Annotated in this window: 10 protein-coding genes; 3 read left to right on the forward strand and 7 right to left on the reverse strand. The window is 71.4% G+C overall.

What is annotated here, in order from left to right:
* Positions 1-92 precede the first annotated feature (92 nt).
* Positions 93-335, forward strand: a complete 243-nt coding sequence (locus VFE05_24145; GenBank protein HET6233189.1) for an addiction module protein — start codon at positions 93-95, stop codon at positions 333-335.
* A 257-nt stretch (positions 336-592) separates the two neighbouring features.
* On the opposite strand, the gene tal is transcribed toward VFE05_24145, so the two are convergent.
* The 4 genes from tal to VFE05_24165 all read right to left on the reverse strand — a co-directional run bounded on the left by tal (position 593) and on the right by VFE05_24165 (position 7236).
* The gene (tal, locus tag VFE05_24150) at positions 593-1735 is read right to left on the reverse strand and encodes a transaldolase (protein HET6233190.1); all 1143 of its coding nucleotides are present in this window, start codon (positions 1733-1735) and stop codon (positions 593-595) included.
* Positions 1736-1803: 68 nt separating this feature from the next.
* The gene (gene tkt, locus VFE05_24155; GenBank protein HET6233191.1) at positions 1804-3900 is read right to left on the reverse strand and encodes a transketolase; all 2097 of its coding nucleotides are present in this window, start codon (positions 3898-3900) and stop codon (positions 1804-1806) included.
* 5 nt (positions 3901-3905) lie between these two features.
* Entirely contained in the window at positions 3906-5501 is a 1596-nt protein-coding gene (locus tag VFE05_24160) for a gluconokinase (protein HET6233192.1), read from the reverse strand.
* A gap of 658 nt (positions 5502-6159) precedes the next feature.
* Positions 6160-7236, reverse strand: coding sequence for a PRC-barrel domain-containing protein (locus VFE05_24165; GenBank protein ID HET6233193.1), 1077 nt, complete (start codon positions 7234-7236; stop codon positions 6160-6162).
* Positions 7237-7551: 315 nt separating this feature from the next.
* On the opposite strand from VFE05_24165, the gene VFE05_24170 reads away from it, so the two are divergent.
* Positions 7552-7941 carry a PAS domain-containing protein gene (locus tag VFE05_24170; protein HET6233194.1) on the forward strand — a complete coding sequence of 130 codons (390 nt, stop codon included), beginning with the start codon at positions 7552-7554 and terminating at the stop codon, positions 7939-7941.
* Positions 7942-8105: 164 nt separating this feature from the next.
* Positions 8106-9044, forward strand: coding sequence for a UV DNA damage repair endonuclease UvsE (gene uvsE / locus VFE05_24175; GenBank protein HET6233195.1), 939 nt, complete (start codon positions 8106-8108; stop codon positions 9042-9044).
* A gap of 246 nt (positions 9045-9290) precedes the next feature.
* On the opposite strand, the gene VFE05_24180 is transcribed toward uvsE, so the two are convergent.
* The 3 genes from VFE05_24180 to VFE05_24190 all read right to left on the reverse strand — a co-directional run.
* Positions 9291-10025 (reverse strand): hypothetical protein, encoded by a 735-nt coding sequence (locus tag VFE05_24180; GenBank protein HET6233196.1) that lies wholly within the window; start codon positions 10023-10025, stop codon positions 9291-9293.
* Positions 10022-10966, reverse strand: coding sequence for a hypothetical protein (locus VFE05_24185; protein ID HET6233197.1), 945 nt, complete (start codon positions 10964-10966; stop codon positions 10022-10024). Before VFE05_24185 ends, VFE05_24180 begins: the two co-directional genes overlap by 4 nt.
* A 269-nt stretch (positions 10967-11235) precedes the next feature.
* The coding region (locus tag VFE05_24190) for a VOC family protein (GenBank protein ID HET6233198.1) at positions 11236-11580 on the reverse strand (345 nt) is incomplete at its 5' end.

The following is an 11580-nucleotide window of genomic DNA, read 5'->3' on the forward strand; positions in this document are numbered from 1 at the left end:
CCGGCGTGGCGGGCGCGCGAAGCAGGCCGGAGTGGATCCCGACGCCGGGCATCCGCCCATTCGGGAAGAACATCTTTCTGGAGATTGAACCGATGAGCCGTTCCCTCGAGAAGCTGACCACCGAGGTGATGGAGCTGCCTCGCCCGGACCGCGCGCACCTCGCGCAGAAGCTCATCGAGAGCCTGCACGACACGACGGATGAAGATTCCGCCGAGGTGGAGCGCGCCTGGGAAGAAGAGCTTGGCCGCCGGTGGGCGGAAATCGAAGCCGGAACGGCCAAGCTGGTCCCGGGCGAGGTCGTTTTCGCGATGCTGCGAGAACGCCTCCGCCGCTGAGTTCCGCATGCACTCGGTATTATCGTCCGACCAGGGGAGACGATGCCTGCCGGAGCGCGCCGCCCTTCCCGCAGCAGCCCACGCAGGTGGGCTTCGTGCCGTCGTAGCCCGCGGGTTCACCCGCCAGGCGGTGCCGCCCGCACCGTGATTCGCGGATCGCGTGGAACGACGAAGGGCCCGCCATCACCCGGCGGGCCCTTCGTGCATCTACCGATCACGCATCCACCGATCCCTCGGTCGTGCCGCGGCCAACGGGATTACGCCTTCGCGGCGACGCGCTTGAGCTTCTCGCCGACGGTGGCGATCATGCCGGCGAAGGACTTGGCGAACTTCTCCACGCCTTCCACCTGGAGCTGCTCGGTCACGGCGTCCAGGTCGATGCCAAGCTCGGCCAGCGTCGCCAGCTCGGCGCGGGCGCGGTCCATGTCCGCATCCACGGTGCGGCGGGCGACGCCGTGGTCGGCGAAGGCCTTCACGGTCGCGAGCGGCATCGTGTTCACCGTGTCGGGCCCGATCAGCTCCTCGACGTAGATCACGTCGCGGTACTCCGGGTTCTTGGTGCTGGTGCTGGCCCACAGCGGCCGCTGCACCTTGGCGCCGCGGTCGCAAAGCCGCTCCCACCGCTCGCCGGAGAAGATCTCGCGGAAGCGCGCGTACGCCATCTTCGCGTTGTCCACCGCCGCGCGCCCCATCACCGACCTGATCCGCTCCTGCTTCGCCGGGTCAGTCTCCGCCTTCAGCATCTCCGCCAGCTTCGCGTCTACCGCCACGTCCACGCGCGAGACGAAAAACGACGCGACGGAGTTGACGTGGTTCAGCGCGCCGCCGGTCTCCGCGCGCCGCTCCAGGCCGCGCAGGTAGGCCTCCATCACCTTCTCGTAGTTGGCGAGCGAGAAGAGCAGCGTGACGTTGACGTTGATGCCCTCGGCGATCAGCTGCTCGATGGCGGGGATGCACGGCGCGGTGCCCGGCACCTTGATCATCACGTTGCGCCGCCCCAGCGCGTGCCACAGCCGCCGCGCCTCCTCGAGCGTCGCGTCCGCGTCGTCCGCCAGCTCCGGCGACACCTCGAGCGAGACGAAGCCGTCGTTGCCGTCGGTCGCGTCGAAGACGGGGCGGAACACGTCGGCCGCGGCGCGGATGTCTTCCAGCGCCGCGAGCTCGTACACCTTCCCGGCCGTGGCGCCTTCCTCGGCCGCGTCGAATGCGGCGTCGTAGTCGGTGCTCTTGCCGATGGCCTCCTCGAAGATCGAGGGGTTGCTGGTCACGCCGCGCAGGTCGTACTCCGCGATCATGCGCTCCAGCTCGCCGTCCTCGATGATCCCGCGGCGGATGTAGTCCAGCCACACGCTCTGCCCCTGCTCGTGGAGCTGGTGGATGGGCGTCTTGTTCTCTGCCATGTCGCTATCTCCTCGCGGACGTGCCGCGCTGCTCGTTCGTCGGTGTCGCTCCCGGCCCGCGGCGCGGGTCAGGCCTTCTCGTCGGTCCCGTGCTTGGCGGGCCCCGCAGCTTCCTTGCCGGACTCGCTGCCGGCGTCCTTGCTGCCCAGCCCCAGCACGGAGCGCGCCTTGGCGGCCACGTTCTCCACGCTGAAGCCCAGCTCCTGGAACACGCGCTTGGCCGGGGCCGACGCGCCGAAGTGGCTGATGCCCACGACCTCGCCGTCGGTGCCCACCCACTGCGCCCAGCCCATGGGGCTCGCAGCCTCCACCGCCACGCGGGCGCGGACGTCCGGCGGCAGCACCTCGTCGCGGTACGCGCGGTCCTGCCGCGCGAACAGCGTCCAGCTGGGCATGCTCACCACGCGCGTCCCGATCCCCTCCGCCTGCAGCGCGTCGCGCGCCTCCATGCAGAGTGCGACTTCCGAGCCCGTGCCGATGAGGATGACGCGCAGGTCGCCCTCGGCCTCGGCGAGGACGTAGGCGCCCTTCCGCAGGCCGGACGCGGCGCCGTACTTCGTGCGGTCCTGGTGCGGCAGGGCCTGGCGGGTGAGCGCCATGAAGAGCGGCCCCTCGTTGTGCTCCATCGCGTAGCGCCACGCCTCGGCCGTCTCGTTGGCGTCGCACGGGCGCAGGTCGACGAGGCCGGGGATGGAGCGCAGCGCCGCCATCTGCTCGATGGGCTGGTGCGTGGGCCCGTCCTCACCCAGGCCCACGGAGTCGTGCGTGAAGACGTACACGGCGGGCTGCTCCATCAGCGACGCCAGCCGGATGGGCGGGCGCATGTAGTCGCTGAAGATGAGGAAGGTGCCGCCGTACACGCGCACGCCGCCGTGCAGCAGCATGCCGTTCATCAGCGAGCCCATGCCGTGCTCGCGCACCCCGAAGTGCAGGTTGCGCCCGTCGAAGCTGCCCGGCTCGAAGTCGCCCGCGCCGTCGATGTGCGTCAGGTTCGACCCGGCCAGGTCCGCCGAGCCGCCCATGAGCCACGGGACGTGCTTGGCGATGGCGTTGATGGCCTTGCCGCTGGCGGCGCGCGTCGCGATGGGCTTGTCCTCCGCCGTCCACGCGGGCAGCTCCGCATCCCACCCTTCCGGCAGCCGGCGCTCCAGTGCGGCGGAGAGCGCTTCGGCGAGCTGAGGCTCGGCGGCGGCGTAGGCGTCGAAGCGCTTCTGCCACTCGGCCTGCATTTCCCGGCCCCGGTCGCCCGCGCGCCGCATCTCCGCCAGCGCCTCTTCGGGCACGAAGAACGGCTCGGTAGATGGCCAGCCGAGCGCCTTCTTGGTGGCTACGACCTCGTCCGCGCCCAGCGCCTCGCCGTGCGCCTTCTCGCTCCCCGCCTTGTTGGGCGACCCGTATCCGATCACGGTCCGCACGCCGATCATCGACGGCCGCGGGTCGGCCTTGGCGCGCTCGATGGCCGCGTCCAGCGCCTCCAGGTCGTTCACGTCCTCGATGCGGTCGGTATGCCAGCCGTACGCGGCGAAGCGGCCCAGCACGTCCTCGGTGAACGCCAGGTCGGTGCTGCCCTCGATTGTGATCTTGTTGTCGTCCCAGAAGTAGACGAGCTTGCCCAGGCCCAGGTGCCCGGCGACGGACGCCGCCTCGGACGCGACGCCCTCCATCAGGTCGCCGTCGCTGGCGATGCAGTAGACGGTGTGGTCCACGGGCTTGTGCGCGGGCGTGTTGAAGAGCGCGGCGAGGTGCGCCTCCGCCATGCCCATGCCGATCCCGTTCGCGACGCCCTGGCCGAGCGGCCCCGTGGTCGTCTCCACGCCGCGCGTGAGGCCGTATTCCGGGTGGCCGGGCGTCTTGCTCTCCCACTGCCGGAAGCTCTTCAGGTCGTCCAGCGTGAGCCCGTAGCCGGTGAGGTACAGCATCGAGTAGAGGAGCATCGACGCGTGGCCGCACGACAGCACGAAGCGGTCACGGTCGGGCCAGTGCGGGTCGGCCGGGTTGTGGCGCAGGTGGCGCGTCCAGATCACGTAGGCCAGCGGCGCGAGCGCCATGGGCGTGCCGGGGTGCCCGGAGTTGGCGGCCTGCACCGCGTCCATCGACAGCGTGCGGATGGTGTTGATGCACAGCTGGTCGAGCGCGGCGCGCTCGGGGGTGCCGGTGTCGGCCATCGGATCTACCGCTCCATGTGGTTGGTCATGTCGTGCGCGTGCTCGCCCGCCTCGAACTCCGCCAGCAGCGCCTCCAGCCTGCGCTGCCGCCCGCGGAGGCGCGCGTGCTGGGCGCGGCGCTCCTCGCGCGGCTCGTGCTTCTCGCCGCGGTCGTCGGGCGCGTCGTCCAGGTGGGAGATGTGGCCCAGCCGCTCCAGCATCACCAGCGCCGCGCCGCGGGCCGTCGCCTCCGCCTCGGCCGAGAGGCGCAGCGGGCGGCCCAGGACGTCCGCAAAGAGCTGCGCCCACGCGGCGGACGCATGCAGCGCGCCGCCGTCCGCCACCACCGTGTCCGCAGTGCCGAAGGCGCGCTCCAGCGCCTCGAGCGCGTCGGCGGTGCGGTAGGCGACGGCCTCCATGCACGCGTGCACGACCTGCGCGGGCGTGGTCGCGGCGCCCAGGCCGGCGATGCAGGCGTGCGGCGCGTCGTCTGCCGCGGGCGGCCGCTCGCCCACGAGCGAGGGATCGACCGTCAGCCCGTGCGATCCCGGCTCCATCTCCGCCAGCACGGCCTCCAGCTCCGCGGGCTCGGGCAGACGCAGCGTGGCGTGCAGCCAGGCGAAGACGTTGCCGCCGTTGGAGAAGGCGCGCCCGAACACCGCGCGCCGCCCGTCCAGCCGGTAGCACCACAGCCCCGGCGGCACCTCCACCGTCTCCTCCTCCCGCAGCACGCGCACCGCGGCGGAGGTGCCCACGGTGAGCGCCGCGCTCCCTCGTGTCGCCGCGCCGCTGCCGACCGTGGCGCACGCACCGTCGCCCAGCGCGGGCAGCCACGGCACGTCCGCCAGCGAGGGCCAGCGGCGCGCGAAGTCGGGGGCGAGGCCGCGGAACGGAGCGTCGGTGTCCACCAGCGGACTGAGCATCGACTCGTCCACGCCCACGGCGGCCATCATCTCCGCGTCCCACGCAAGGCGGTGCAGGTCGAAGAGGCCGGTGCCGGACGCCATGGAAAACGAGCAGCGGCGCTCGCCGAAGAGGCGCGCCGCCAGCAGCTCGCCGACCGACATCCACCCGGCGGCGCGGGGGAAGCTATCGCCGCCCTCGCCATGCAGCCAGAGCAGCTTGGCGGCAGGGTAGCTCCCGTGCACGAAGCAGCCCGTGCGGCAGTGCACGCCGTCCACGTCCACCCGCTCGCGCAGCTTCGCCGCGGCGCCGCGGGCCCGCGTGTCGCCCCAGCCGAACAGCGGCGTCACGCACGCGCCGTCCGCGCCGACGCCCACGAGGCTGTGCCAGAACGTGTCGATGCCCACGCCCGCGATCTCCACCTTCGACCCCGCCGCCGCGGCCACCGCGTCGTCCAGCGCGCCGACGCAGTGCCCGATCACCTCGTCGGCGCTGACGGTCATACCGCCGTCGGGCGTGGCGTCCCAGCCGTACTCGCGGCGGGCGGCGGGGCCCACGCTGCGGCCGCGCGCGTCGTACAGCTGCGCGCGCACGGACGAGCTGCCCACGTCCAGCGCGAGCACGCACGGCCCCGCATCTCCCGCACCCACCATCTCCCCGGGCGCCGCTGCCGTACCGGGATGCGCGCTCCGCACCCCCGCCGCGGGCGAGCGGGTCACGGACGGCGGGTCGGGGAGGCGGCGAGAGGTCGTCATGGGCGCGACAATGTATCGTTCGGCGCGAGCGGGGGGGAGGGGCCCTCACCCGCTCGCGGGGCTCGCCTGCCCTCCCCTCGCAAGCGGGGGAAGGAACGGCGGTGGAGCATGCTGGGCCGGCCGTGCTTTCCGAGTGGCCTCCTCGCTGCTGACGCGCCAGCGGACTCGCGCTGCGCGCTGCGGTGGGGCATCAAGCGAGATGGACGTGGGCGGCTGCCTTCCGGCGGACTGCGAGACGGGCGGATCGCGAAGGTGCTGCGGCAGCAGCCCGCGCAGGCGGGCTTCGCGCCGTTGTAGCCCGCGGCTTCAGCCGCCAGGGCGACGCCGCCTCCAATCATCTCCCGATCCGCTGACCATCTCCCGGTACCGGTACCGATCTCCGATCCGCCAACCATCTTCCGATCCATCGACGATCTCCGATCCGTCCAGCCGCCATCTTTCCTCGCGCCCGGCCGATCATCCTCCGGCTTCACCGACCATCTCACGACCCTACCGGCCATCGTCCGCCACTGCCGAGCACGCGAGCATCTTTCCGCAGGCGAGCACCTCTCCGAAACGAAAAGGCGGGGTGCCCCGTGATCGCTCACGAGGCACCCCGCTCGTCGCTCATCCAGCGGCTGCGTCAGAGGTTGCTGCCGCCGGTGCCGCCCGTGCCCGACGTGCCGCCGCGGCGGCGCGAGCCGTAGAAGCGGCTGTCGTCGAACGAGTCGTGGTCGTAGAAGCTGTCGCTGCTCCCCGACGTACCCGATGACGACCCCATGCCGCCCGACGCACCCATCCCCGACGACGAGCCCGAACCCGAGGCGCTCATCCCGGAGGTGGAGCCGGTCCCGGACGCGCTCATCCCCGACGTCGAACCGGTGCCGGACGAGCCCATGCCCGAGGACGAGCCCATCCCGCTGCCCGAGCCCGTGGCGCCCATTCCCGCCGACGAGCCGGTGCCCGTAGCGCTCATCCCCCCGGTGGTGCCCATGCTGCTGGAGCCCAGCCCCCCCGCCGACCCCAGCCCCGCGTCGGCCGCCGAGCCGATGCCCGACGAGCCCATGCCGGCGCTGCCTGTGCCGGCCGAGTACGACGTGCCGGTGTCCCTGCTCGTGGCACCGGTCGCGGCGGTGTAGGACGAGCCGGTGCCCATCCCGCTGGTGCCGGTGGATCCCGTCGCGCCCATCGACGTGCCGGTGCCGGCGGAATACGACGAGCCCGCGTCCGACCCGCCCAGCGCGCCCGTGCCGGCCGAGTAGCCCGTGCCGCTCGTGCCCAGGTCCGACGTGTCCGAGAGCCCGCCACCCGCCATCAACCCGCTCGTCGACGCCGTGTCGCCGCGGCTGAACGAGTCGCGCACGCTCGTCTCGAAGTCGCGGGTGAGCGGCGTGTGGTCGTACGCGGGCAGGCCGGTGAGGTCGCTGGCGGCCAGCGAGTCCACGATCACCTTGTCGCCCTGCTCGTCCAGGCGCGCGTAGCCGATGGGGATCAGCACGTGGCGGTCGGTGGCGCCCGCCACCATGCCGTCGTCCACGTCCACGTCCAGGTAGCGGACCTTCATGGCCCCCGTGTCGATGAGCAGCTCGTCGACCTCGCCGATCTTGCGGCCGTCCGAGGCCATCACGTCCCACCCTCGCACGTCCGGATCGCCGTCGGCGACCTTGAAGTCGTCCAGCTGGTCGAGCGGAACCACCCGGTCCATGTCGTTGTTCGCCATCGGCTTAACCCTTTCGCTCGTGCCCCGGGACCTCGCCTCGCGGAAGAGCGGGCGGGTCCGGAGCGGTTGCCGCTGTACAGGGCGCGACCGCACGCCCCTCCCTCGTCTCCGGAGCCCACCCCCTATGCAACCCCCGTTCCAGATGGGCGTGGCGCAAGCTTGGCAGGCGCCTTGCAAACTGTTTACAAACGTTGTACAAACCGGTAGGTTGCGAGCGTGGCGTGGAGGGCTCGGAACCAGGGCGTCCGAACCACGCGGGGACGCGCTACGGACCCTTTGCCCGGCACCCTACATCACCGAGGGAGAGAACTCACGATGCAGCAGGCGACCACCACCACCGGGACCACTGCCGACGTCTTCCAGCGGGCCGACGTGCTCAGCGAGGCGGAGCTGGACACGCTGCCCATAGGCATGATCCAGCTGGACCGCGAAGGCACCGTGCTCAAGTACAACCAGACGGAGTCGGACCTCACCAGCGTGAACAAGGCCGACGCGGTGGGGAAGAGCTTCTTCGACGAGGTGGCGCCGTGCACGAAGGTGCAGCAGTTCTACGGCCAGTTCCTGGAGGGCGTGGAGAAGCGGAACCTGCACACGGTGTTCAACTACGAGTTCAAGTTCCGCGACGGGCGCCGCAAGGACGTGGTGATCAGCATGTTCTACAGCGCCAGCACCGACACCGTGTGGGTGCTGGTGCAGCGGCCGTAGGTGCGGCACGGACTTCGCAGCGAACGCCTGTGCCCGGCGCATGGTCTGGCCGTGTAACGGGCATGGGTAGGAAGGTTGGATGAGGAACGGGCGGGCGCTTCGCAGTTCCGGGAGCGCCCGCCCTTCGTTCGTGCGCTTCAGGGAACCGGGACGACGGAGGGACGATGGAGGGACGGCGGTGGCTGCGGCGGCTGGGGTTCGCGGTGAAGGTGGCGGGGCGCGAGGGACTGAAGAGCAACGACGCCCGCAAGTGGCGCTCGGGTCCGCACCTCTCCGTCTCCATCGGCTACTTCCGCGCGATCCTGGACTACCTGGACGAGATCGACGTGCGGATGTACCGCATCTCGTCGGACTTCGCCCCGTACTGCACGCATCCCGAGATGCCGCAGTTCCACGGCCAGGTCGGCGAGTGCGCGCGCGACCTGGCGGACGTGGGCCGCATCGCACGCGAGCGCGGCATCCGCCTGTCGCTGCACCCGTCGCAGTACGTGCTGCTGAACGCGCTGGACCCCGCCATCACCGCCAAAGGCATCGCCGACGTGAATTCGCAGGCGGCGCTGCTGGACGCGATGGAGCAGGGACCCGAGGCCGTGGTCGTGCTGCACCTGGGCGGCGCGTACGGCGACAAGGACGCGGCGCTCAAGCGGTTCGAGGAAGGCTACGCGCGGCTGTCGGAAGCAGGCCGGCGCCGGCTGGTGATCGAGAACGACGAGACCGTCTACACGGTGCAGGACTGTCTCCGTGCGCACGACGCCACGGGCGTGCCGCTCATCTTCGACCACCAGCACCACCACCTCAACCCCGGCACCATGGCGATGCCGGACGCGGCGCGGGCGGCCCTCGCCACCTGGCCGGCGGGGGTGATGCCCAAGGTCCACTTCTCGTCGCCCAAGCTGGACACGCGCATGGTGCTGAAGGGCGGCAAGGAGGTCCCTGCCCCGCCACTCCTGTCGCAGCACGCCGACTACGTGCACCCGTGGGAGTTCGCCGCCTTCCTTCGCGACGTCGGCCCCATCCCCTTCGACGTGATGCTCGAAGCCAAGATGAAGGACGCCGCCCTCCTCAAGCTCCGCACCGACCTCACCCGCTACAACCTCTGGTGACCGGGAGATACCGCCCGACCCAACCACTTGTAGGGGTGCGATTTATCGCATCCGCACCCTCCGTAGCCCCGACATCACGGCCCCGCCCCGCATCTCCCCCAGCGCCGTTCCGAGGATGCGGCTCCGGCACGGCCTACGACGACGGGGCGAAAGATAGAAGAAGAAGCGCCCGCCGCCCGACCGAGCAGCGGGCGCTTTCCGCGTCCGTTCATCATCCGTCCTACCCTTCGGGCACCCAGCGAGCGCTCACCCGTGCCCGGCTCCGTGCGGCGATGCAGGATCTGCCCGCCCTTCGGTCATCGCGCCGACCGGTGGAAGCACCTCCAGCACGAGACTGCCCTCTCCGGCGCCCGAGAGCACGTAACGCGCGCCGGTCTCCACGCGCTCGCCGGGCGCGACCTCCACCCGCAGCTCCGCGGAACGGAGCGGGCCGAGCTGCACGTTCACCGTGTGCGATCCCGGCCGCAGCTCCGCCCAACCCGGGCGGTCACGCGCTCGCCGCCCGCCCAGCACCGAGCCGTCCATGACCACCACGACGCCACGAGAGTGCGCGGGCACCAGCCGGTGATCCGCCCACCAGACGGCGATGCCAGTGCGGCCTTCCGTCCATTCAGCCCACTCCTCGCGCCACGCCATGAGCGGGTCGATGGCGAACTCGTCGTGCAGCAGCAGCATGGGATAATCCTGCTTGGCGCCCATCCACTCGTCCCAGCTCCACTTCACCGCCAACAGCATCCCCACGGTCACGCCTACCAGCGTGCCTACGAGCATCGGCGCGGGAGCGCCCGCCGCGCCGTACACCGCGACTGCGCCGGCCACCCCGCCCACGGCCCCGAACGCCCGGCCCGCGGCCGACTTGCACCGGTGCATGACCCACTCGTCGCGGGTGTGGGCGAGCTTGTGCAGGGCCTTCCCCAAGGCCGTGGTGTCGGTGAAGAGCCCACGGTGCTCCGGAGCGACGGGGTGCTGTACGCGGGTCATGGCCGCCCCTTCCCGCCTGAGCCGGGCACGTCCCCGCCCTCGCCGTCCGCGAGGAAGAGCGAGTCGGCGATGCCGGCGACCTCCTCCGCGTGGCGCCACTCGCTCTGGAGCCCCGCCAGCTCCTGCTGGAGCGCGTGCTGCTCGGATTGCTCGCTGCACGCCATCTCCAGGGAGAGCAGCACCTCGCCCGGAAGCCGGGCCATCAGCGTCACCTCATCGAACCCGGAGCGGTCCCGCAGCCGGAGCACCTTCTCCGCGACGCTGCCGAAGTACGACGCCACCCCACCCGCCCGGTCGATCCGCTCCACGGCCGCGTCCACCGTCTTCACGCTGCCGCCCAAGTGGTTGATGCGCGCCAGCAGCGGGCGCGCGGCCGCCACCGCTGCGTAGCCGGAGAAGTACGACACGCCTCGCGTGTGCGGCACGCGCAGCTCCCACCGGCCGGTTTCGTCGACGTCGTCGAACGACACCTCCTTCACCGCCTCGCCGCGCAGCGCCAGCGTCCCGCCGCCGGGCACGGGCACGCGCGTGATGCGCAGCCGCGAGTCGTAGAACCGCCACGCGGCTCCCGCGCCGTAGTAGGCGACCTGCCCGCCGGGCACGCGCGACCCGGCGAAGGCCAGGCCGAGACCGACCGCGCTGCTTACGTTGCTGCGGAAGCTCGCGCGCTTCATCCGCCTGACGAGCTGGTCGCCGTAGCGCCAGAACGCCAGCTCCCGCCGCTCCGGCCGCCCGATGCGCACCATCTCCATCCCGTCGTCCAGCCGCGCGAGCGAGACGTTGTCGCTAGACGCCAGCATGCCGTGGCGGGGGAAGATGCGCTCGCAGTCCTCCAGCACCTCCCAGCGCTCCTCCAGCGGCGCCAGGTTCCAGCGGCGGCAGCGCGGGCACACCACCCACAGCCGCCCGCGTTCCGCGTCGAACGCGATGCGGCGGCCCACGGGAAATCGCTCGATCCGCTGGTTCGCGCCCAGCGGGCCGTGGCAGAAAAGGCAGGTGGAATACAAGCGAGAAGACGAAAGAGGAGAGGGGATGACGGAGAAGAGCCGCAGCCGGCCGGAACCGCGCATCAAGAATGGACTGGGGATGCAAATCCGAGGATGAACAGCTCCGCGCGCTACCACGATAGACTGCTCGCTCGATGAGGCTTATCGAGGTGGAGCTGACGAAAGCGACGCCGCGCGAGATGCAGCATCTCGCCGGTGGGCGTTCAGGCTCGCGGTTGGATGAGGTCCCAGCGGTTGCCGTACAGGTCCTCGAACACGGCGACGGTGCCGTACGGCTCGCGGCGCGGCGCTTCCACGAAGCGGACGCCCGCCGCCTGCATCCGCGCGCGGTCGCCGTGGGAGTCGTCCGTCTCCAGGAAGAGGAAGACGCGCCCGCCCGCCTGCCGCCCGACGTACGACGCCTGCACCTCGTCCGCAGCCCTGGCGAGCAGCAGCCCGCCAAGCGAGCCACGCGGACGCACCACGACCCACCGCTTCCCACCGCCTTGCGGCGCATCTTCCGCCAGCTCGAAGCCGAGCGCATCGACGTAAAACGCGATCGCCTCGTC

The sequence above is a fragment of the Longimicrobiaceae bacterium genome, assembly GCA_035696245.1.
Classification (GTDB): domain Bacteria; phylum Gemmatimonadota; class Gemmatimonadetes; order Longimicrobiales; family Longimicrobiaceae; genus DASRQW01.

What these genes read in the sequence shown, in the direction of transcription:
- VFE05_24145 (HET6233189.1), top strand. Translation starts at nt 93, where the DNA reads ATGAGCCGTTCCCTCGAGAAGCTGACCACCGAGGTGATGGAGCTGCCT.
- tal (HET6233190.1), bottom strand. Translation starts at nt 1,735, where the DNA reads ATGGCAGAGAACAAGACGCCCATCCACCAGCTCCACGAGCAGGGGCAG.
- tkt (HET6233191.1), bottom strand. Translation starts at nt 3,900, where the DNA reads ATGGCCGACACCGGCACCCCCGAGCGCGCCGCGCTCGACCAGCTGTGC.
- VFE05_24165 (HET6233193.1), bottom strand. Translation starts at nt 7,236, where the DNA reads ATGGCGAACAACGACATGGACCGGGTGGTTCCGCTCGACCAGCTGGAC.
- VFE05_24170 (HET6233194.1), top strand. Translation starts at nt 7,552, where the DNA reads ATGCAGCAGGCGACCACCACCACCGGGACCACTGCCGACGTCTTCCAG.
- uvsE (HET6233195.1), top strand. Translation starts at nt 8,106, where the DNA reads ATGGAGGGACGGCGGTGGCTGCGGCGGCTGGGGTTCGCGGTGAAGGTG.
- VFE05_24180 (HET6233196.1), bottom strand. Translation starts at nt 10,025, where the DNA reads ATGACCCGCGTACAGCACCCCGTCGCTCCGGAGCACCGTGGGCTCTTC.